This window comes from Corynebacterium sp. LaCa117, assembly GCF_046717765.1.
Classification (GTDB): domain Bacteria; phylum Actinomycetota; class Actinomycetes; order Mycobacteriales; family Mycobacteriaceae; genus Corynebacterium; species Corynebacterium kefirresidentii.
Map to the genome: position 1 here is coordinate 880,851 of NZ_CP177102.1, position 20,795 is coordinate 901,645.

17 protein-coding genes and 1 riboswitch are annotated in these 20,795 nt (G+C 58.2%); of the genes, 6 read left to right on the plus strand and 11 right to left on the minus strand.

The genetic code is table 11. The features are described from left to right. Positions 1 to 100: 100 nt before the first annotated feature. The 5 genes from lipB to sucB form a co-directional block, all read right to left on the minus strand. Positions 101 to 910 (minus strand): lipoyl(octanoyl) transferase LipB, encoded by an 810-nt coding sequence (gene lipB / locus ACLI1L_RS04490; protein ID WP_086587364.1) that lies wholly within the window; start codon positions 908 to 910, stop codon positions 101 to 103. A gap of 80 nt (positions 911 to 990) precedes the next feature. After that, the gene (gene gcvH / locus ACLI1L_RS04495; RefSeq protein ID WP_023021159.1) at positions 991 to 1,383 is read right to left on the minus strand and encodes a glycine cleavage system protein GcvH; all 393 of its coding nucleotides are present in this window, start codon (positions 1,381 to 1,383) and stop codon (positions 991 to 993) included. A gap of 36 nt (positions 1,384 to 1,419) precedes the next feature. Then, positions 1,420 to 2,532 (minus strand): glycine cleavage system aminomethyltransferase GcvT, encoded by a 1,113-nt coding sequence (gene gcvT, locus ACLI1L_RS04500; RefSeq protein ID WP_086587365.1) that lies wholly within the window; start codon positions 2,530 to 2,532, stop codon positions 1,420 to 1,422. A 2-nt stretch (positions 2,533 to 2,534) separates the two neighbouring features. Further along, a complete protein-coding gene (gene gcvP / locus ACLI1L_RS04505; protein WP_411708184.1) occupies positions 2,535 to 5,378 on the minus strand; it encodes an aminomethyl-transferring glycine dehydrogenase in 2,844 nt (947 codons plus the stop codon). A 292-nt stretch (positions 5,379 to 5,670) separates the two neighbouring features. Then, a complete protein-coding gene (gene sucB / locus ACLI1L_RS04510; protein WP_411708185.1) occupies positions 5,671 to 7,710 on the minus strand; it encodes a 2-oxoglutarate dehydrogenase, E2 component, dihydrolipoamide succinyltransferase in 2,040 nt (679 codons plus the stop codon). Positions 7,711 to 7,835: 125 nt separating this feature from the next. Here sucB and ACLI1L_RS04515 point away from each other — a divergent pair, with 125 nt between their 5' ends. Continuing rightward, complete coding sequence (locus ACLI1L_RS04515) at positions 7,836 to 8,246, plus strand: oxidoreductase (protein ID WP_411708186.1); 411 nt, start codon at positions 7,836 to 7,838, stop codon at positions 8,244 to 8,246. On the opposite strand, the gene thiC is transcribed toward ACLI1L_RS04515, so the two are convergent. From thiC to ACLI1L_RS04530, 3 genes are all read right to left on the minus strand, one after another. After that, positions 8,238 to 10,019: a phosphomethylpyrimidine synthase ThiC gene (gene thiC, locus ACLI1L_RS04520; protein WP_411708187.1), complete on the minus strand. Its 1,782-nt coding sequence runs from the start codon at positions 10,017 to 10,019 to the stop codon at positions 8,238 to 8,240. The genes ACLI1L_RS04515 and thiC overlap by 9 nt on opposite strands. Continuing rightward, a riboswitch (TPP riboswitch) is annotated at positions 10,018 to 10,128 on the minus strand. Its footprint overlaps the gene before it by 2 nt. Before the next feature lie 316 nt (positions 10,129 to 10,444). Next, on the minus strand, positions 10,445 to 10,981 hold the full coding sequence (locus tag ACLI1L_RS04525; protein WP_411708188.1) for an isochorismatase family protein: 537 nt from the start codon (positions 10,979 to 10,981) through the stop codon (positions 10,445 to 10,447). Between the two features lie 38 nt (positions 10,982 to 11,019). Then, a complete protein-coding gene (locus ACLI1L_RS04530; protein WP_411708189.1) occupies positions 11,020 to 12,507 on the minus strand; it encodes a leucyl aminopeptidase in 1,488 nt (495 codons plus the stop codon). Positions 12,508 to 12,610: 103 nt separating this feature from the next. Between ACLI1L_RS04530 and ACLI1L_RS04535 the strand changes: the two genes are divergently transcribed. Beyond that, positions 12,611 to 13,708, plus strand: coding sequence for a branched-chain amino acid aminotransferase (locus ACLI1L_RS04535; protein ID WP_086587716.1), 1,098 nt, complete (start codon positions 12,611 to 12,613; stop codon positions 13,706 to 13,708). A gap of 8 nt (positions 13,709 to 13,716) precedes the next feature. Here the strand turns inward: ACLI1L_RS04535 and ACLI1L_RS04540 are convergent, their stop codons facing one another. Both ACLI1L_RS04540 and ACLI1L_RS04545 read right to left on the minus strand, forming a co-directional pair. Continuing rightward, entirely contained in the window at positions 13,717 to 14,511 is a 795-nt protein-coding gene (locus ACLI1L_RS04540) for a nicotinate-nucleotide--dimethylbenzimidazole phosphoribosyltransferase (protein WP_411708190.1), read from the minus strand. Between the two features lie 12 nt (positions 14,512 to 14,523). After that, positions 14,524 to 15,216 carry a DUF3043 domain-containing protein gene (locus tag ACLI1L_RS04545; RefSeq protein WP_411708191.1) on the minus strand — a complete coding sequence of 231 codons (693 nt, stop codon included), beginning with the start codon at positions 15,214 to 15,216 and terminating at the stop codon, positions 14,524 to 14,526. A gap of 141 nt (positions 15,217 to 15,357) precedes the next feature. Here ACLI1L_RS04545 and ACLI1L_RS04550 point away from each other — a divergent pair, with 141 nt between their 5' ends. Further along, the gene (locus ACLI1L_RS04550; RefSeq protein WP_005324455.1) at positions 15,358 to 15,702 is read left to right on the plus strand and encodes a HesB/IscA family protein; all 345 of its coding nucleotides are present in this window, start codon (positions 15,358 to 15,360) and stop codon (positions 15,700 to 15,702) included. Positions 15,703 to 15,768: 66 nt separating this feature from the next. Here ACLI1L_RS04550 and asnB read toward each other — a convergent pair whose 3' ends face one another. Continuing rightward, positions 15,769 to 17,691, minus strand: a complete 1,923-nt coding sequence (gene asnB / locus ACLI1L_RS04555) for an asparagine synthase (glutamine-hydrolyzing) (protein ID WP_411708192.1) — start codon at positions 17,689 to 17,691, stop codon at positions 15,769 to 15,771. 388 nt (positions 17,692 to 18,079) lie between these two features. On the opposite strand from asnB, the gene ACLI1L_RS04560 reads away from it, so the two are divergent. The 3 genes from ACLI1L_RS04560 (at position 18,080) to ACLI1L_RS04570 (ending at position 20,761) form a co-directional block, all read left to right on the plus strand. Next, complete coding sequence (locus ACLI1L_RS04560) at positions 18,080 to 19,153, plus strand: cytochrome c oxidase subunit II (protein WP_049361049.1); 1,074 nt, start codon at positions 18,080 to 18,082, stop codon at positions 19,151 to 19,153. Positions 19,154 to 19,172: 19 nt separating this feature from the next. Continuing rightward, positions 19,173 to 19,604 carry a cytochrome c oxidase subunit 4 gene (locus ACLI1L_RS04565; protein ID WP_049361050.1) on the plus strand — a complete coding sequence of 144 codons (432 nt, stop codon included), beginning with the start codon at positions 19,173 to 19,175 and terminating at the stop codon, positions 19,602 to 19,604. Positions 19,605 to 20,176: 572 nt separating this feature from the next. Next, a complete protein-coding gene (locus tag ACLI1L_RS04570; protein ID WP_193387608.1) occupies positions 20,177 to 20,761 on the plus strand; it encodes a heme-copper oxidase subunit III in 585 nt (194 codons plus the stop codon). The last annotated feature ends 34 nt before the right edge of the window (positions 20,762 to 20,795 follow it).

Below are 20,795 nucleotides of genomic sequence, written 5' to 3' on the forward strand. Positions count from 1 at the left end.
CAGTCACAAAACTCACTTTATCGGTTGATGGTGGTGATGGCTAATAGCTCTTCTAGGTATAAGTCGCCGCGGTCACATCCTATTCCGCGCCAACCCCAAACTAGGGTTCTTGCCGCGCTTGCCGACGCCTCTCCCGTGCCCTTTCATTCGCTAACTTTGTGGGATCCGGGGCGGAGCCAAAGGTGTGGTCGGCAACGATGAGGCGGCCCGAAAGGGCGTCGTCAAGCGCCTGCAACAGCGGTTGGGTGGCATCTTCGAGGCTGACCTCGTGGCCGAGTTCTAGGGACAAGGTAGTCACGTCGGCGTCATCGATGCCACAAGCCACGATGTGGTCGTAGTATTCCAGCGTATTGCAGCAGTTAAGCGCAAGACCGTGCATGGTCACCCCGCGGGTAATGCGGATTCCAAGAGCGGCAATCTTGCGGTCACGCTTCGGGGCGGCCGGATCCTTGGCTTCGGTAGTGGAAGGAACCCACACGCCCGAGCGGCCATCGATGCGCCCGGCGGTGGTCACCCCCATCTGGCGTACCGTTTGGATGGTGGCTTCCTCGAGGCGGCGGACGTAGTCGACGACGTCGACGGGCTCGGCCAATTTGATAATGGGGTAGATGACCAGCTGGCCTTCGCCATGCCAGGTGATGCGCCCGCCACGGTCAACGGTGATAACGGGCAGGCCGTTATCTGGCATATCTTCCGGTTGGGTGCGCTTGCCGGCGGTATAGATATTGGGGTGTTCGACTACGAGCACCACATCGTCTTGTTCCCCCTTGGCGCGCGCGGCTGCTACCTCGGCCTGGTAGTCCCAGGCCTCCTGGTAGTCCATCCGGCCCAAGAAACGGACCTCTAATGGATTATCGGAGGCGCGGATAGAGCGCTCGGCGGGGAAGAAAGGATCGCGTGGTGCAGTCATAGACTCAAAGTTTCCTCTGGTGCGGCGGGCAAAGCAAAGCGGGAGGGTGCGCGTGGCACACCCTCCCGCGTGGGGTCGAATTAATCTAGGCCGTTGGCGGATGCATAAGCGGCAGCATCCATGAGCTCGCCGGCCTCATCAACCTCAACCTCGAAGAGCCAGCCTTCGCCGAACGGGTCGTTGTTGATGACAGCGTAGTCATCGTGCACATCCTCGTTAACGGCCTTTACGGTGCCGGTGACAGGGGAGTAGAGGTCAGAGACGGACTTCGTGGATTCGACCTCGCCACAAGACTCGCCGGCGGTAACGGTATCGCCTACCTCCGGCAGTTCGGCGAAGACGACCTCACCGAGGCGGTCAGCAGCCACGGAAGTAATGCCGATGCGCACGGTAGCGCCAGCAACGGCATCGGCGGCAGCGTTGACCCACTCGTGGTCTTCGGAGTAGGAAAAATCTTGAGGAAGGTTAGCCATGGTGATGTAGTCCTTTCGGGCTGGTTGAAAAGATGCTTACTTATCGCGCTTATAGAACGGCAACGCGGTTACTTCAAAAGGATAGCGCTTACCGCGAATCTCCACCTCTACAGCGGAGCCGGGCTCGAGGTTCGCGCCGGTATTCAGCAGCGCGATGGCCACTGGGTGTCCCAGAGTGGGGGAAGGCTGGCCGGAGGTGACCGTGCCTACCTTCTCATCGCCCACGAAAACCTCGGCACCGGCACGCGCTGCGCGGCGCTGCTCGGAGGTGAGACCGGTGATCGCTACCTGCGGGCCTTCTGCAGCGCGCTGGCGGATGACCTCGGAGCCGACGAAATCGGCCTCCTTCTTGGCAAAGGCACGGGCCATGCCCGCCTCTATCGGGGTGATGTCGCGGGAGAGCTCGTTGCCGTAAAGCGGCATGCCGGCCTCGAGGCGTAAGGAATCGCGGGCGGCGAGGCCGCACGGCTTGAGGTCGTATTCTGCACCGGCCTTGAGCAGCTCTTCCCACAGCTGCGCGGCATCGGAGTTGTACACAATGAGCTCGAAGCCATCCTCACCGGTGTAGCCGGTGCGCGCGATGATGGCGAAGGTGCGCGCCACCTTACCCATGGTGGCGGCGTAATAGCCGAGGTTATAGACCTCGTCCTGCTTATTGTCTTCCACCAACGGAACGAGGATTTCTGCGGCCTTAGGCCCCTGGACGGCGATCATGGCCACGTCACGGGACTCGTTCTTCAAAGTGACATCGAAGCCCTCGGCGCGCTTGTTGAGCTCGTCCCACACGGTATCGGCGTTGCCTGCATTCGGGACGACGAGGAATTTATCTTCCTCAAAGCGGTAGGTAATGAGGTCATCGATGATGCCGCCGTCTTCGGCGGTGATCATGGAGTACTTGGCCTTGCCCACCTTGAGGGGCTCAAAGTTGGAGATGAAGGAATAGGACAAGAACTTGCCGGCGTCGGCGCCGTTGACCCAGATTTCGCCCATATGAGACAGGTCAAAGAGACCGGCGCTGTTGCGTACAGCGCGGTGCTCGTCTAGCTCGTTCTGGTACTTCAGCGGCATGTTCCATGGGCCGAAGGCCGTAAAGGTGGCGCCGAGTTTCTCGTGTTCGGCATTGAGCGGGGAGGTAAGTAGTTCGGTCATGTTTATTCCTCAGAATCGTCGATATCGAATGCTTCCGGCGGCGGGCAGCTGCAGACCAAATTGCGATCACCATAGGCCTCGTCGATGCGGCGCACCGGCGGGAAGTACTTGTAGCTGTGGCGCAGGGATTTCACTGGCCAAGCGGCCTTTTCTCGGCTGAAGACAAAGTCCCACGTATCGGCGCTAACGGACTCCGCGGTAAACGGAGCATGGTGGATGACGGAGCCTTCGTAGGACACCTGGCCGTCGATGATTTCCTGGATCTCGGCGCGGATGGTGCGCATTGCCTCGATGAAACGATCCAGCTCGCCCAAGTCCTCGGACTCGGTGGGCTCCACCATGAGGGTGCCGGCCACCGGGAAAGCCAGGGTCGGGGCGTGGAAGCCAAAGTCTACGAGGCGCTTGGCGACGTCCGCGGCGGTGACCCCAGAGGCGTCGGTAAGCGCGCGCAGATCCAGGATGCATTCATGGGCCACTAAGCCAGCATTGCCGGTGTAGAGCACAGGGAAGGAATCTTCCAGGGACTTGGCCAGGTAATTTGCGCCCAAAATTGCGTGCGCGGAGGCTTGAGCAAGTCCCTGCGCGCCGCTCATAGCTAGGTATGCCCAGGAAATCGGCAGCACACCGGCCGAGCCGTACTTGGTACTGGTAATCGGCACGCCTTGCCCAACCGGGGTAGCAGTGGTTGCATCCAGCAGCGGATCCGCGGCATTGGTGGGCAGGAACGGGATAAGGTGCTCGGCCACTGCTACTGGACCCACGCCTGGGCCGCCACCGCCATGCGGAATGGTAAAGGTCTTGTGCAGGTTGAGGTGGGACACATCGCCGCCGAACTGCCCTGGGCGGGCCCAGCCGGTCAGCGCGTTCATATTCGCACCGTCAATGTAGACCTGGCCGCCCACCGCGTGAACCTTATCGCAAACATCGCGAACCTCTGGGTCAAAGACGCCGTGGGTGGACGGGTAGGTCACCATGATACCGGCGATGTGGTTGCCATGCTTGGCAATCTTTTCATCCAAATCCGCCAGATCAATAGAGCCGTCGTCCGCGGTCTTTACCACCACAACGCGCAGGTTAGCCAGCGTAGCCGAGGCCGCGTTTGTGCCATGCGCGGAAGCCGGGATGAGTACTACATCGCGCTCGTTATCGCCATTGGCTACGTGGTAGCGGCGGATGGCCAAAAGGCCGGCCAACTCTCCCTGGGATCCGGCGTTGGGCTGGATAGAGACCTTGGCATATCCGGTGATCTCGGCCAACCAACCTTCAATCTCCTCGACCAATGCGCGCCAGCCGGCGGTTGTCTCTTCCGGGGCGTAGGGGTGGATGCCAGCAAACTCCGGCCAGGAAATCGGCTCCATGGCGGCGGTGGGGTTGAGCTTCATGGTGCAAGACCCCAGCGGGATCATGGTGCGGTCAAGCGCCAAGTCCTTATCTGCCAGCTTGCGCAGGTAGCGCAACATCTGGGTTTCAGAGTGGATGCGGTTGAAGACCTCGTGCTGGAGCGGTTCCTGGCTGCGCTGCAGGCTCTTAGGCAGGTCGAAGTCAGCCTCAGTCGCCTCAGCGCCGAAGGCTTGGGCGAGCTTGGCGACGTCCTCCTTAGTCGCCGACTCACCGAAGGACACCGATACCTTGTCCTCGCCGATCGCGCGCACGAGGTATCCCTCCTTCTGGAGGTTTTCCTTGATGCTGGTGGCATCCACGCCGACGACGGTGACAGTATCGAAGAAGTCTTCAGATACCAGCTGCTTTCCGGCATCCTTGACGGATTGGGCGAAGCTGGAGGCAAGCCCATGCACGCGCTGTGCGATAGCCTTGAGGCCTTGCGGACCGTGGTAGACGGCGTACATGGAGGCGACATTAGCCAGCAAAGCCTGCGCAGTACAGATATTAGAGGTGGCGCGCTCGCGGCGAATGTGCTGCTCGCGAGTCTGCAGTGCCAAGCGGTAGGCTGGGCGACCATCCGCGTCCTTAGAAACACCGACGATGCGGCCAGGCATCTGCCGCTTGAGTTTTTCCGTAACCGCCATATAAGCGGCGTGCGGGCCACCGAAGAAGAGCGGCACGCCGAAGCGCTGGGAGGAACCGAGCACGATATCGGCGCCCAGCGAGCCAGGGCCTTCCAAGAGGAGCAGGGAAAGCGGGTCGGTGACCACAGCGGCTAGCGCGCCGCGGGTATGCAGCTCCTCGATGAGGGAAGAGGGATCAAAGATATCGCCCTCGGTGCCGGTGTAGGCAATGACGGCGCCAATGAGGTCCTCGCCCACGAGGCCTTCGCGCAGGTCGACGATTTCCACCTCGAGGTCAATCGCGCGGGCACGCTCCGCGGCGACGGTAAGCACCTGCGGGTGCAGGCGGGAATCGAGCACTACACGGCGGCCCTTCTTTACCGCACGGGACATCAGGCCCACGGCCTCAGCCGCAGCAGAAGCCTCATCCAAGAGAGAGGCATTCGCAATCGGTAGTCCAGTGAGGGATTCAATCATGGTCTGGAAATTCAGCAGCGCTTCCAGACGCCCCTGGGAAATCTCCGGCTGGTACGGCGTATAAGCGGTATACCAACCAGCATCTTCTAGTAGACCGCGGCGGATGACCGCTGGGGTGAGGGTATCTGAAAAGCCCTGACCATAGAAAGGCTTGAGCACAGTGTTCTGGTTGGCGTACTCCCGCAACGTAGCCTGTGCTTCATCTTCCGAGAGTGCCTCAGGAAGCTGAGGCAATTCTGCGGCGCGGATCTGGGAGGGAATGGCGGCATCGACCAGCGCGTCCACGCTGTCGTAGCCTACCTTCGCAAGCATGGTGGCCTGCTCCGTAGAATCCGGCCCTAGGTGGCGGGAGATGAATTCCATGTCAGTGAGACTCCTTAGTGGGGGACAATGGCTATAACCGCCCTAATTATATGTTTAATAATGGGTGAGCCGATCCCCCTTGAGAAACTTTTATGCACCGCATCACTTTCTAAGGTGGCTCCTAAGGCGCTCACCACGGGCTTAGAGGGATCACCCGCGAAAAGCCTCGAATAAAACGGGATGGATGGTTCAGCTAAAGGTGGATCTATCACCCCCACTTGGCACCCCAGACATGGCAAAAGCCTTCCAGCCCCGCGGTGGGGCTGGAAGGCTTTAAGCGGCGATAGAACCTTTAGACTTCGAGGTCTGCCTGGAAGTCCGCGGTCTGCAGGCGATCCTTGATGGTGGTGATGAAGCGGCCTGCGTCCGCACCGTCAACCACCTGGTGATCGTAGGTGAATGGCAGGTAGCACATCTGGCGGATGGCGATGGCGTCCTGGCCGTTTTCGTTGACAACCACCGGACGCTTCTCAATGGCTGCAGTACCCAGAATACCGGCCTGTGGCGGAACCAAGATCGGGGTATCGAGCATGGCGCCCTCGGAACCGATGTTGGTCACGGTGAAGGTAGCACCGGTCAGATCGTTCGGCTTCAGCTTGTTATTGCGGGCCTTATCAGCCAGCTCCGCAATCTGCTGCGCGATCTGCGGCAGGGTCATGTCCTGTGCCTTGTGGATGACCGGGGTGAGCAGACCCTTCGGAGTATCAACAGCGATAGCGATGTTGACGTCCGCGTGGTAGGTCATCTCCTTGGTTTCTGGGTTATAAGACGCATTGACGTTCGGGTGGGAGACTAGGGCCTCAGCGGTAGCCTTCACGATGAATGGCAGGAAGGACAGGTTGGCACCGTGCTTGTCGATGAATGCCTGCTTGTTCTTCTTGCGCATATCCCAGATGGCAGTCATGTCGACTTCCTGCACGTGGGTAAGCTGTGCGGAAATCTGCAGCGCCTCTACCATCTTGGAGGCGGTGATTTCGCGAATGCGGTTAACCTTCTGGGTGGTGCCGATAAGCTCCTGCTTGGCCGGATCCACAGACTTAGTGGACCAACGAGCGCGTGGGGAGTTATCAGACTGTGCACCGGACTTGGCAGGTGCGTCTCCCTCGCCAGCGGCAGCAAGCACGTCCTGCTTACGGATACGGCCGCCGACGCCGGTGCCCTCAACGTTGTTGAGGTCTACGCCGTGCTTATCAGCCAGCTTGCGTACCAGTGGGGTGACATAAGGAACGTTGTCGCCGTTGTTGACCTTCGCGGAGGTGTTGAGAGAAGAATCCTGCTGGGTTTCCTTCTTGTCCTCTGCCTTTGGCTCCGGCTTCTTGTCTTCCTCTGCCTTCGGCTCTTCTTTCTTTTCTTCCTTTTCTTCGGCCTGTGGTTCTGGCTTGGAGTCGGAGGAGGATGCGGTGGCGTTTTCGTCACCGATGCGGGCGATGACTGCGCCTACCTCGATGGTGTCATCTTCGTCGGCGAGGATTTCTACCAGGGTGCCTGCTACTGGGGATGGAATTTCGGTGTCGACCTTGTCGGTGGAGACCTCGAGCAAAGGCTCGTCTACTTCGACGGTGTCGCCGACGGACTTGAGCCACTGGGTGATGGTGCCTTCGGTGACGGACTCGCCAAGTTCTGGCATTTCCACGTCGGAAGCATCGCCGGAGCCGCCATTAGAGGAGTCAGCCTTCGGCTCTTCTTTCTTTTCTTCCTTTTCTTCGGCCTGTGGTTCTGGCTTGGAGTCGGAGGAGGATGCGGTGGCGTTTTCGTCACCGATGCGGGCGATGACTGCGCCTACCTCGATGGTGTCATCTTCGTCGGCGAGGATTTCTACCAGGGTGCCTGCTACTGGGGATGGAATTTCGGTGTCGACCTTGTCGGTGGAGACCTCGAGCAAAGGCTCGTCTACTTCGACGGTGTCGCCGACGGACTTGAGCCACTGGGTGATGGTGCCTTCGGTGACGGACTCGCCAAGTTCTGGCATTTCCACGTCGGAAGCATCGCCGGAGCCGCCATTAGAGGAGTCAGCCTTTGGCTCTTCCTGAGCTTCTTCTGCTTCTTCCTCGCCCTTGTCAGCGGAGGAGTCGTTGGATGCGGAGCCTGCCTCATCCTCGTCACCGATGATGGCAATGACCTCGCCAACCTCGATGGTGTCATCCTCGTCAGCCTTAATTTCAATAATGGTGCCGGCTACGGGGGAGGGGATTTCGGTGTCGACCTTATCGGTGGAGACCTCGAGCAAAGGCTCGTCTACTTCGACGGTGTCGCCGACGGACTTGAGCCACTGGGTGATGGTGCCTTCGGTTACGGATTCGCCCAGCTCGGGCATCTCAACGGAGTTCGCCATGAGTTATAAGACTCCTCGAAAGTTGGAAGTGTTCTATCGCTACCCGACAATCTTACAGTGTGATGCTCACCCTCGTGCAGATGTGGGGTTAGTAACTACCCTCCTTCCGGGTAAGCTAGGGAGTTATGTTCAACCCCTTCCGCCGCAACAAGTCCAGATCGTCACTGCGACCACCCCGCGGACCGGGGGAGACCATCCGCCCGGAAGACGCGCAGGATTTGCAACAGTGGGCCGCCGGAAGAATGTATGTAGAGGCCTTTGTGGAGCCGGAAACAGTAGTCAACGAGATGTCGGTTGTCGTTGTCGATGAAAACGGCGAGTTCATCCGCCGTCGCATCGGCGGGCCAAAGGGGATCGACGCGGTGGCCGCATTATTGAGCTGCGATATTTATGACGTGGAAGAAACCGGCTACCCGCAGCGCATGCGTGAACGCATGGAGCGAAACCGCATTCTGCGTAAAAGGGAAGAACAAAGAAAACGCCGCGCCCGGTTCGAGCGCGGCGAGAACCCCGATACGGGGACTGAATTAAGCTAGATCGCTCTCTTCACGTAGGTAGACCTGGGAGCCGCGGCGGCGGAATTCGGCAGACTTTTCTTGCATGCCTTTCTCCGGTGCAGTGCCGTCGACGGCTTCGCGGACTTGCTCACCTAGCGTGGGCATGCCTAGCTCGGCCATCTGCCCGCCAAACATATCCCGAATGTCTTGGCTGATGCGCATAGAGCAGAACTTGGGGCCACACATGGAACAAAAGTGGGCGGTCTTTGCTGGCTCGGCAGGCAAGGTTTCGTCATGGTAAGCCTGCGCGGTTTCCGGATCGAGGGAAAGCGCAAACTGATCATTCCAGCGGAATTCAAAGCGGGCCTTGCTCATCGCGTCATCCCAGGCACGGGCGCCAGGATGACCTTTGGCCACGTCCGCGGAGTGCGCGGCAATCTTATAGGTAATGACACCAGTTTTTACGTCATCTCGGTTGGGGAGGCCTAGGTGCTCTTTCGGAGTCACGTAGCACAGCATCGCCGTGCCACCCATAGCGATATGGGCGGCGCCGATAGCAGAAGTGATGTGGTCATAGCCGGGAGCGATATCGGTAACTAGCGGGCCGAGAGTATAAAAGGGCGCGTCAGAGGCCCAATCCTGCTCGAGCTCGTTATTTTCTTGAATCATGTTGAGCGGGACATGCCCAGGGCCTTCCACCATGACTTGGACGTCATACTCCCAAGCCCGGCGGGTAAGTTCACCAATCGTCTTAAGCTCAGCGAACTGGGCTGCGTCGTTCGCATCGGCTAGGCTGCCGGGACGCAGGCCGTCGCCAAGCGAAAATGCAACATCGTATTGCGCAAAAATCTCGCATAACTCATCAAAGTGCTCGTAAAGGAAAGATTCTTTGTGGTGGGCCAAGCACCAGCCCGCCATAATCGAGCCGCCGCGGCTTACAATGCCAGTCACGCGATTGCTAGCTAAAGGCACATAGGCCAAAAGCACACCAGCGTGAATCGTCATATAGTCCACGCCCTGCTCGCATTGCTCGATGACGGTATCACGGAAGATCTCCCACGTGAGGTCCTCCGCTACGCCATTGACCTTTTCCAATGCTTGGTAAATCGGGACGGTGCCGATGGGAACCGGGGAGTTGCGCAAGATCCACTCACGGGTGGTGTGGATGTCGTCACCCGTAGACAAGTCCATGACGGTATCCGCACCCCATTGGGTAGCCCAGCGCAGTTTGGATACTTCCTCATCGATGGAGGAGGTTACCGCTGAGTTGCCGATATTGGCGTTAATCTTGGTAAGGAATTTGCGGCCAATGATCATGGGCTCGGACTCGGGGTGGTTGACATTATTGGGAATAATCGCGCGGCCGCGAGCGACCTCCTGACGTACGAATTCCGCATCGCAATGCTCGCGCAGAGCTACAAATTCCATTTCTCGGGTAATAGTTCCCTGGCGGGCATAATGCATCTGCGTAACGCGTTGGCCTGCCTTCGCCTTAAGCGGCAGGCGCTTAGAGCCCTTCCATTCTTGGGAGGCAGCACCGCGGCGCTGTGCGGCGCGGCCGTCATCAGCGAGCTCTCGGTTGCGGCCTTGGTATTCTTCGGTATCCGCGCGTTTTTGAATCCACTCGGTGCGCAACGCTGGAAGCCCCTGCTCCGGTGCGCATTCGGGACCACGCGTGCGGTAAACGCGGAAGGGCTCGTTAGGGGCATGAGGGGAATCGTCCAAGTGGATTTCGGTCTCTGGGACTTCTAAACCGTTGTGTCGAATAGGGGAATAGGAATGCTTGGGGTGGTTTTCTGGGGTAGCCGTCATAGCAGGCTCTCCTCTCTTCCTTCGTAGGTATTAACCAAACAGGTTCGAACGGTAGATACGCAGCTGTAGCGCACTCTCAGCCCGTGCTCGGGCACCCGTGGGGACGCAGATCACCGTATAACAATCGCTTCACCCAGCGCAGGGTTTTCCGCATGTGGTCTAGGCCTAGCGATGCGTAGTGGGAGGGTGAAGGAATGTGGTTGCTAGGTCAACAGGAAACTTTCAGGATCTTTCCACCCGTATCCAATATCGGTAACCCATACTAAATTTATGCGTTTGAGAGAGCGCATGCGAGAGAGATAGAGAGAACCCCTCATGTTTCCAGAGGGCGGCTGTTTTAGCCGATACATGGAAACACCTTGTAGAGAGACGCCTGCGGCCCTCGGACCACTTTCGGTTCGAGGGCCGCAGGCGTTTTCTTTTGCCTAGCAGATCGTGGCGCCGGCAGCGGCTAACTCTTGCAGCGCCGCCTCACCGCGAGATTCATCTACCGGGGAGCAATAGTCACGCAGAACGCGGACGGCAAAGCCCTCCTTAAGGGCATCAGTAGCGGTGGCACGAACGCAATGATCGGTGGCAATGCCCACGATGTCTACGGCATCGATGTGGTGCTCGCGCAACCAGTCAGCAAGCAGGGTGCCGTTAGCAGCACCCTCAAATCCGGAATAGGCGGCGGTGTATTCACCCTTGCGGAAGTAGGCTTGGGCCGGCCCGATAGCCTCATGCATGGCCGCTCCGTGGGATTCGGCCACACAGTGCACGGGCCAAGAATCAACAAAATCCGGGCTCTGGGAAAAGTGAGAGCCCGGATCTATATGCCAATCCTGCGTGGCTACGACGGTGTCATAGTCCTGTTGCAGAGTCGCGATTTTGGCGGCGACTTCATTGCCTCGTTCGGTGCCTAAGGCACCGCCGGGGCAAAAGTCATATTGAACGTCAACGATAATCAGAGCAGGCTTCATGCCTTTAGGAGTTTAATCGCATAAAGCCTGCTGTGGTGCTACTTTAATTCAGCAATTTCGCGCAGTGCTGCTACCACCGTGCGGGTGGGTACGCCGGTGCCCATCTTTGGGGTGTAGCCATAAGCGCCAGTGGTGTTGAAGGAAGGGCCGGCCACATCGATATGGGCCCATTCGATGCCTTCGCCCACGAAGTGCTGGAGGTACGTTGCAGCATATTCCATGCCGCCTTCACGCTTGGCGTTGATGTTTCGGATATCGGCGCTGGCGGATTTTACCGATTCCTCGTGTTCCTCCAGTAGCGGCATGGCCCAAGCCTTTTCGCCCACCTCGCGGCCGATTTCGGCCATGCGGTCACGGAATTCCTCGGAGCCCATAACGCCGGCGGTCCGCTCACCTAGAGCAACCATCTGGGCGCCGGTGAGAGTAGCCGTTTCAATGAGGTAGTCCGGGTTGTCCTCGCTGGCGCGCGCAATGGCATCAGCAAGTACGAGGCGACCTTCCGCATCGGTGTTGAGCACCTCGGAGGTAATGCCGCCGTAGTGGGTGATGACGTCACCTGGGCGGGTGGCATCGCTGCCCGGCATGTTTTCTGCCAGTGGCAGGGTAGCGGTGATACCCACCTTGAGGTTCAGCTTTGCCGCAGCAATGATGGCAGCGGCCATCGCGGCGGAACCGCCCATATCGGAAATCATGTCCCACATCTTGGCGCCTGGCTTCAAGGAAATGCCGCCGGTATCAAAGGTAATGCCCTTGCCCACCAGCGCGACGTGGCGCTTGGCCTTCTTCGGGCGCCAGCTCAAGCGGACCAAACGCGGCGGACGTGCAGAGCCACGGCCGACCGCCAGAATGCCGCCAAAGCCCTGCTTTTCGAGGGCCTTTTCATCCAAGACCTCTACCTCAAGGCCCGCCTCTGCTGCTTGGGCGGAAAGGAAAGCGGCGTAGCTTTCTGGGTAGAGCAGGTTGGATGGAGTATTGACCAGATCGCGGGCGAGAAGAACGGATTCAGCGGTAATCTTCGCGTTTTCAAATTCCTCTTGGGCTGACTTCTCGGCCACTACGGTAAAGGTGGTGGGGGCCGTAGCTGATTCGCTGCGTAGGCCGGAGTACTTATAGCCGCCGAGGATGATGCCTTCTACCACTGGGGCGATGCCAAAATCGCCCAGAGAGGTAGCTACCTGTTCAATCTTGTTAATGGAGCGGGCGGCCTGGCCTGCAGCGCGGCGCAGCGTTTCATCGTCTACTTCTTCTGCTACGCCCAATCCCACGGCGATGATGGAGGCTACGCCAGCCTTAGCCGGAGCCGGTACACGCGTGACCTCGCCGGCCGTACCGGAAGCCCCTACGGCCACCAGTGCCTCGTAGGTGGAGTGCAGTGCGGCAGCCCCTAGCAACTCGGTGCCCGGCAGTTCTAGCCCGCCTTCGCCCTCGAACGCAGCAATTAGTAGTGCGTCCGCCTTCTTTGGAACCTTCTTTCCCAGCTTTAGCTTGGGAAATTGACCGCGTGCGGGCAATTCGTTTTGTGCCATAGTGTCCTCCTTTATAAAAAGGCTTATCAATCTTCCCTCTACTGTACCGCGCAGCGGTGAACTTATTCCTGCTTCGCTATAGATAAAGGGGTAGATTGTGGGCATGCTTGATTACACGATTACTCGGACCGATAACCCCACGTCTGCGGAGGAATTGAGCGAAATTCTCGCCAACCCCGGCTTTGGCAAGCACTTTACGGACCACATGGTCACCATTGATTGGACCGAAGAAAAGGGCTGGCACGATGCTCAGGTAAGACCGTACGGGCCGATGACAATGGAACCGGCCAGCAACGTATTCCACTACGGGCAGGCAATCTTTGAAGGCATCAAGGCCTATCGTCAGCCCGATGATTCCATTGCCACCTTCCGCCCCGACCATAATGCCCAGCGGTTTATCAACTCTGCTGAACGCTTGGCTATGCCGGAGCTGCCGCAGGAGGAGTTTATTGAGTCTTTGCGCCAGTTGGTGGAAGTAGATAAGGACTGGGTACCGGAAGCCGGTGGAGAAGCGGCGTTGTATCTGCGTCCCTTTATGATCTCCACCGAGGTTTCCTTGGGGGTTCACCCGGCCAAGTCCTACCGCTACGTGCTTATAGCCTCCCCGGCGGGTTCCTACTTCAGCGGTGGCATCAAACCGGTATCCGTCTGGTTGTCCACCGACTACGTGCGCGCAGCGCCCGGCGGCACCGGCGCGGCCAAGTTTGCGGGCAACTATGCGGGCTCGCTATTGGCCCAGGCCCAGGCGGATGAAAAGGGCTGTGACCAGGTGGTCTGGTTGGACGCTATTGAACGCCGCTACATCGAAGAAATGGGCGGGATGAACCTCATGTTTGTCTATGGCTCCGGCGAGAATGTGGAGATTGTTACCCCAGAACTATCCGGTTCCTTGCTGCCTGGCATTACCCGTGAATCCTTGCTGCAAGTAGCCCAAGACCTGGGCTACAAGGTCACCGAACGCCGCATTACGGCCGAGGAATGGCAGCGCGATGCAGAATCCGGCGCAATGTCGGAAGCCTTTGCCTGCGGTACTGCCGCGGTTATCACCCCGGTGGGCCACGTGCTGGGCGATTCCGCCGATTTCCAGGTCAATGGCAATGAAGCAGGCGGGATCACCATGACCTTGCGCGAGCGCCTAACCGGAATTCAGCGCGGTGCCGTGGAAGATACCCATGGCTGGTTGCATACCCTAGTGAAATAGGCGGCGGCTTAGACGTCTGCGGCGATCTCGACTCCGGTAAGTAGCATCGGCAGCGCCGCTAGGGCGCCGAGGGTGGGCTCCGGCTCCATTGCCAGTCGGTGCAGTGGCTGGAGGCCCAGTTTTCTTAGCGCCAGATCGTGGGCAGGAGCGGTGGAAAGGGTAGTGGCAAAGAGCCACTCTTTCACCCCAGGGTTATCGCGCTCGGCAAGGAGGGCAGCGGTGGCGGTCAAGGGGGCATCGATAAGCAAGGGCGTGCGACGCTCCGCGGCTCGCGTAATGAGCCCCACCGCAGCGGCCAGCACTGCAGACTGGCAGGAGGCTACGAGCTCCATGCCCTCGAGGTTGCGGGCGCGGAACATAGCATCTCGAATGGCAGAGACCTCTCGCTTCCAGTCTTCCACGCTGGGCTGCTTGCCGACGATCACTACCGGCTCCGTCTGCGTCATCGTCGCCATGACCACGGCGGGGACGCGGGCGCTTTCCACGCCGCCGGGAATCAGTAGGTCCGCACCGGCATCAATTTCCGCATCTGCGGTAGCGGCTCCCAAGTCATATGCCTGGGATAGATCCGTCACCGTGACTACATTCAGTCCGGCCCCGGCCCGACGCGCAGCGGTCTCGGGAGCCGGTAGATGGGGCTCCTGCTCAGCAAAGACGATGGCTCGTATACGCTGCGGCTCCTGAGCGGGGGCGCTGCCTTGGCAGGCGGCTAGCCATTGGGCGGCTTCGGTCAGGCGCCCATAAGGCGCGAGCTGTGCTTCGAGTGCGGTACGTGCCTGAGAATCGGGCTGCGGAATGGCCATGAGCACATCTCCTTAAACGTCAGCGCCGAGCTCCACGCGGGGGCGTGGGATGCGCCACTTGCGGGGCTGGCTGGCGCGAGAATATGCATAAAAGCCCAGGCTAAAGCCGGCTTCAGTGGTGCCAGGGAACTTGTTACGCACGGCATTATTGCAGCGGCGGGCCAAGATGACGCCCTCGATGGCAAAGATAATGAGGATAACCATCGCCACCGCGTTAATGACCGTCGCGATGCTTGGTACCGCGTAAGTCAAGAACATGACCACGATGAGAACTAGGGCCATTGGCATAACCCAATTGCTCAAGCTGCGGCGCGCATCTACCCAATCGCGCACATAGGCGCGTTCTGCGCCCTGATCGCGAGCGGGAAGGAAGCGCGGATCACCGTCAGCCATGCGGGCCTGCTGCTCACGGTTGGCCTGCTGGCGCTCTTGGCGCTCCTTTTTCTTATATTCCTTCCACTCGTCCTTGCTCATGGACTTCTTCATGTCCTTGCGGTGCTGGTAACGCTGTGCTTCGGACATGCCATGGGGATCGCGCTTTACACCGCGCGCGATCTCTTGCTCGGAGCGCTTTGGCGTAGGACGACCCTTCGGTGGGGTATAGCCCTTGCGCTGGGGCTCTTTCTGAACTTCTTCCTGCGCCTTGTCCTGCGCAGGAGCGGGCTCAGTGGAGGTCTTGTCATCTTTTTGCCACGGGAATTTCACGCTCCTCACACTACAAGGTTTAGGCGCGAATAGGGGAATAGGCCCGGCCCAGATGGTGTTGTAGGTATGGGCTACCTTTTCCCACCTGAACTAACCGGGTAGGGTAGTGGCAACGAATCCAATACTTATTGAGGAGAAGTGATGACCGCTCCAGCTTCCGCAACCGGCGTCATTCTGACTGAAGCAGCAGCCGCTAAGGCAAAGGCGCTGCTTGATCAGGAAGGCCGCGACGATCTCTCCCTGCGCATTGCCGTTCAGCCTGGCGGCTGCGCTGGCCTCCGCTACCAGCTTTACTTTGATGATCGCACCTTGGATGGTGACAAGGTCGACCAGGTAGGCGGCGTAAACCTCGTCGTGGACAAGATGTCCGTTCCTTACCTGACCGGTGCCAAGATTGACTTCGCTGACACCATCGAGTCCCAGGGTTTTACCATCGATAACCCGAATGCCACCGGTTCTTGCGCCTGTGGCGATTCCTTCAACTAAAAAGAAGGACAGCAAAGAGGGTGGGTGCCGATGGCACCCACCCTCTTGTGTATGTGTGGAAGGCTCTTAGAGCTTGACTGGATAGTCGCGCTGCTCGATCTGCGGATCGATGCGCTTTTCCACAAAGATGCCGTGCCAAATCATAAAGGACAGTACGGTCCACAGACGGCGGGAGTGGTCGGAGACGCCGTCGCGGTGCTCCTTGAGCATCTCGAGAACTTCCTTCTTATTGAAGATGTCCTCGGTCTGGGATTCGTTGATGGTGTCTTGGGCCCAGCCGTAGAGCTCGTCGCCGGCCAACCAGTGGCGCATCGGCACGGGGAAGCCCAGCTTCTTGCGGTGCAGAACGTGGGCCGGAACGATCTGCTCCATTGCCTTGCGCAGTGCGTACTTGGTGGTGCCGTGGGAAATCTTCAGGTCATAAGGGATGGACTCGGCTACCTTGAAGACTTCCTTGTCCAAGAAGGGCACGCGAAGCTCAAGCGAGTTGGCCATATTGATCTTATCGGCCTTGACCAAGATGTCACCGCGCATCCAGGTAAAGAGGTCCAGGTGCTGCATGCGTGCGACCGGGTCAAAGCCCTCGGACTGGGCGTAGATGGGAGCGGTTACCTCGCGGTGGTCCCATTCGCGCTTCGCCCACGGAATAACCCGCTGCATCTGCTCAAAATTGAAGGAACGTGCGTTGCCATAGTAGCGCTCTTCCATGGTCATCGAGCCACGGTTGAGCAAAGACTTGCCCTTCATGCCTTCTGGCAGCACCTGGGAGAGCTTGCCCAACCCGCGGCGCAGTGGGGAAGGGATCTTCTCAAAGGGGGCGAGGGACAGTGGCTCCTTATAGATGGTGTAACCACCAAAGAGCTCGTCCGCACCCTCACCGGAAAGAACAACCTTGACGTGCTTGCGGGCTTCTTGGGCCACGAAATACAGCGGCACCAGCGAAGGGTCAGCTACCGGATTGTCCAGGTACCACATGATCTTCGGGATGGACTCGGCATACTCCTCCGGGGAGACAATCTTGACGATGTGCTCCACGCCAATAGCTTCCGCGGACTCTGCCGCGACATCGACCTCAGAGTAGCCCTCGCGCTCGAAGCCGGTGGTGAAAGTCAGCAGATCAGGGTTGTGGCGCTTAGCCAGGGTGGCAATAGCGGTGGAGTCAATGCCGCCCGACAAGAAGGAGCCTACGGTGACGTCGGCGCGCATGTGCTTAGCGACGGAATCCTCCAGCGCCTCCGCAATCCGGTTAAAGAGTTGCTGCTCTTCACCTTGATTTACCTGTTGAACAGGGAAGCGGGGCTTGAAGTAGCGCTCGGAGACAACCTCTTCGCCTGGACGAAGGGTAACAGTGCAGCCGGATTCCACGCGGCGGATATTCGCGTGGAGGGACTCGGGCTCCGGGACGTATTGCAGGTCGACGTAATGCTCAATGGCGCGACGGTCAAGGTTGAGCTCTAGACCAATCTCGTCTGCCATTTCCAGAATGCACTTCATCTCGGAGGCAAAGACAGTGCCAGCGTCGGTGGTGGCGTAGTACAGCGGCTTGATGCCGAATTGGTCGCGGGCAGCAAACATCGTCTTAGTGTGGGTGTCCCAGATGACGATGCCGAACATGCCGCGCAGGTGGTTGACCACGTCCTTGCCCCAGTGGTGGTAGCCCACCACGATAGGCTCACCATCGCCTTCGGTATGGAAGGTATAGCCGAGGCCCCTGAGCTCTTCCCGTAGTTCTACGTAGTTGTAGATTTCGCCGTTGAAGGTCATGGCGTAGCGGTCGGGCTGATCCTCCGGGCCCCAGCGAAGGGGCTGGTGGGAGTGTTCTAGGTCAATGATGGACAGGCGATTGAAGCCAAAGGCAGCATCGCCGTCGTGCCAGGTGCCTGCCGCATCTGGGCCGCGGTGGCGCATGCAAGGCAGGGAACGTTCTAGCGCGTCAACGTACTTATCTACGTCGCCCGTGGCGGCGAGCATGCCAAGAAGTCCGCACATGTAAAGATTGCTCCTTAATATAAGCGTCTATTGCTAGTCACCCACTTTACGGCTCGAGAGGTGCAAACTAGAACACGCCACGGCTTAAGGAAAGCTGTTGGCTGCCTTGGAAATAGCTTCCCCGATAGGGTGCGAACTTTCGGTTGATGTATCCCCGGGCAAGCTGTGAATTGACACACATGGCCGTGTTGGAACCTTAGGGTCCGGTTGGAACATTGTGCAGGTGGGGCGGTAACCTACAAGAAGGAGAATATGAAATGAGTGCACTAGGTGCCCTTTTATGCCTTTAAACAGGCTGGGAATCTGGCAATTTTCCTCTATTCTGATTGGGTAAGAGTGCTCTGTGAGTATTCGAGAAGTTTTGTGTGGACAGAAAGGCAGAACACACGTGGGACAGCGTAATAAGCGCACCTTTGCCCGCAAGGCGGGCGTAGCTGGCGCACTTGCCCTGGGTGGACTCGCTCTGGCAGGTTGTGACGTTCAGGCGCCAACTGCTGTAGAGAACCTCCTAGGATTCGGTTGGCCAAAGGGTATTACCCCTGAGGCAGAGGCCATGTACAACTTCTGGATTTGGGTCTGGGTTGCTGCGTGGATCGTTGGTTTTATTATGTGGGGCCTGTTCCTCACCGCTATCTTCCGCTGGAGCGCGAAGAAGGCGAAGAAGGATGGCAAGGGCGAGTTCCCGCGCCAGATTCAGTACAACGTACCGCTTGAGATGGTTCTGACCATCGTTCCGATCCTCATCATCATGGGCCTGTTCTTCTTTACCGTTCAGACCCAGCAGAAGGTTACCGCCTTGGATAAGGATCCGAAGGTCGTCGTCGACGTCACCGCTTTCCAGTGGAACTGGAAGTTCGGTTACGCGGAGAACCACGTTAACGGTGAGAACTACGACGGTGCTGATAAGGAACGTCAGGCCGAGGCAGAAAAGTCTGCTCACGACCCAGAGGGTATCGATAACCCGAACCCAATCCACGGCAAGTCCATGGGCGACCTTTCCTACCTGAACTACAACAAGATTGAGACCGTCGGTACTACCGAAGAGGTTCCGGTTCTGGTTCTTCCTTCCGATACCGCGATTGAATTCCGTCTCGCTTCTGGCGACGTATCCCACGCATTCTGGGTACCGGAGTTCCTGTTTAAGCGCGACGTCTACGCACACCCAGAGGCAAACGCTCAGGAGCGTAGCTTCCAGGTGGAAAAGATTGAGAAGCAGGGCGCATTCGTTGGTCGCTGTGCCGAGATGTGCGGTACCTATCACTCGATGATGAACTTCGAAATCCGCGTTGTATCCCCAGAGGACTTCAACAAGTACATGAAGTTCCGCGAGAACAATCCGGAAGCTACCAACGCCGAGGCTCTCAAGGAAATCGGTCAGGACCCATACGCGGTTACCACCCACCCGTTCTCCGGCGAGCGTGACACCGCTAATGGTGACAACTTCGTCAACACGGCGGCATAAGAGATAAGGACACAACACAATGCGTGCAACATCGAAAGTCTTTTACTCAATCGCGACCTACCTTCTTGTCTCGCTGATTGTCTACATCTTCGGCGTTACCTTCGTTAAGGACGACGGCTATCTGTACGGTGCCGAGTGGGTTGGCATCGTGGGTATGTTCCTTGCCTTCCTGCTGTGCATGATGCTCGGTGCTTACCTGCACTTCACCGATAACCGCAGCGACGTCTTGCCAGAGGATTGGGAAGAGGCAGAGACCGAGGACGCGGCTGGCATCCTAGGCTTCTTCTCTCCAGGTTCCATCTGGCCGCTGGCTATGACCGGTGCTATCGCCCTCCTTGGCCTGGGTATCATCTTCCTCTACTTCTGGTTGATCGCTCTCGGCGCTGTTTGCCTGATTGCAGCATGTACCGGTCTTTCCCTGCAGTACGGTCTGCCAAAGGAAAAGCACTAGTTCTTCACTCTGAAGAAATCCCCGCCTAAAACTTCTCCGCCCTCCTAGCTATGGAAGCTAGGAGGGCTTTGGCGATCGGTTGTCGGATTTTCCGCGAAAAAGTTCCCTAGATTCCAAAAAACTTTTAGGAGGTGGGGTAGTGGCCGCACATCCAACAAGGAAGTTGCCTGACTGTCTGTGCTATTCGGCCACGTAGAGGCATCTTTTCGCGGGGGTCGACCGAAAGTTGTAGACCTGCGGGTTTGGGGTGGTGGGTGGGTGTGATTTATCTCTCCGGAAAGTATCAATCTCGCATACTTGTTAATGCATCTACAGGTCAGAATTTCTGAGGTGGGGGCGCTAGGGAGTTTCTAAGCGTGGGGCGTCGTGTGTTGTCACCTGCATCGATGGGGCGTCGTAAAGCAGGGCAAAAAGTTCCCGGCGGAAAAAATAAAAATATCGCGGGGAACTGGCTGAACGTCTGCTGGCTAAAGTATCAAAAATGAATAGTGATAACGGGGGGAATCGAGGTGACTTTGCCGCCCAGAACAGCCATAATGGCCTCTGTGACGAGCGTAGTTTCTAACCAAGGTATGACAGCACCACGTGCTGCCTCACTGAACCGACCAAATATGGTCAGTGTGGGCACCATCGTGTTCCTGTCTCAGGAATTGATGTTCTTTGCCGGACTGTTCGCGATGTGGTTCACCTCGCGAGCAAACGGTCAAGAAGGCGACTGGGCGGAGCACACCGCCCATATCAACCTGCCCATGGGTTTCCTCATTACGGCAGTGCTGATTACTTCTTCTGTGACCTCTCAGTTCGGCGTGTTTGCCGCAGAAAGGGGTGACGTTTACAAGCTTCGACTCTGGTACACCGTGACGCTGGTACTGGGCGTTGTGTTCCTGTGCATCATGGCATTCGAGTGGACCGAGTTGATTCACGCAGGTGTGACTGTGCAGTCCAGCGTCTTCGGTTCGGTGTTCTACATCATCACCGGCTTCCACGCTGCGCACGTGACCGCAGGTCTGATTTCTTTTGCAATCATCCTGGCGCGCGTTGCTAAGTCCAAGTTCACGCCGGCGCAGGCGACCGCCGCAATGGCAGTGTCTTACTACTGGCACTTCGTTGACGTTGTGTGGATCGGCGTCTTCACCGTTATTTACTTGGTCCAGTAGAACTGGCCACTATCCCCAAACAGTCCTCCCGTGT

Excerpts from the sequence above, each read along its gene's own strand:
- lipB (WP_086587364.1), bottom strand. The coding sequence starts at position 910 with ATGACTGCACCACGCGATCCTTTCTTCCCCGCCGAGCGCTCTATCCGC.
- gcvH (WP_023021159.1), bottom strand. The coding sequence starts at position 1,383 with ATGGCTAACCTTCCTCAAGATTTTTCCTACTCCGAAGACCACGAGTGG.
- gcvT (WP_086587365.1), bottom strand. The coding sequence starts at position 2,532 with ATGACCGAACTACTTACCTCCCCGCTCAATGCCGAACACGAGAAACTC.
- gcvP (WP_411708184.1), bottom strand. The coding sequence starts at position 5,378 with ATGGAATTCATCTCCCGCCACCTAGGGCCGGATTCTACGGAGCAGGCC.
- sucB (WP_411708185.1), bottom strand. The coding sequence starts at position 7,710 with ATGGCGAACTCCGTTGAGATGCCCGAGCTGGGCGAATCCGTAACCGAA.
- ACLI1L_RS04515 (WP_411708186.1), top strand. The coding sequence starts at position 7,836 with ATGTTCAACCCCTTCCGCCGCAACAAGTCCAGATCGTCACTGCGACCA.
- thiC (WP_411708187.1), bottom strand. The coding sequence starts at position 10,019 with ATGACGGCTACCCCAGAAAACCACCCCAAGCATTCCTATTCCCCTATT.
- ACLI1L_RS04525 (WP_411708188.1), bottom strand. The coding sequence starts at position 10,981 with ATGAAGCCTGCTCTGATTATCGTTGACGTTCAATATGACTTTTGCCCC.
- ACLI1L_RS04530 (WP_411708189.1), bottom strand. The coding sequence starts at position 12,507 with ATGGCACAAAACGAATTGCCCGCACGCGGTCAATTTCCCAAGCTAAAG.
- ACLI1L_RS04535 (WP_086587716.1), top strand. The coding sequence starts at position 12,611 with ATGCTTGATTACACGATTACTCGGACCGATAACCCCACGTCTGCGGAG.
- ACLI1L_RS04540 (WP_411708190.1), bottom strand. The coding sequence starts at position 14,511 with ATGGCCATTCCGCAGCCCGATTCTCAGGCACGTACCGCACTCGAAGCA.
- ACLI1L_RS04550 (WP_005324455.1), top strand. The coding sequence starts at position 15,358 with ATGACCGCTCCAGCTTCCGCAACCGGCGTCATTCTGACTGAAGCAGCA.
- asnB (WP_411708192.1), bottom strand. The coding sequence starts at position 17,691 with ATGTGCGGACTTCTTGGCATGCTCGCCGCCACGGGCGACGTAGATAAG.
- ACLI1L_RS04565 (WP_049361050.1), top strand. The coding sequence starts at position 19,173 with ATGCGTGCAACATCGAAAGTCTTTTACTCAATCGCGACCTACCTTCTT.
- ACLI1L_RS04570 (WP_193387608.1), top strand. The coding sequence starts at position 20,177 with ATGACAGCACCACGTGCTGCCTCACTGAACCGACCAAATATGGTCAGT.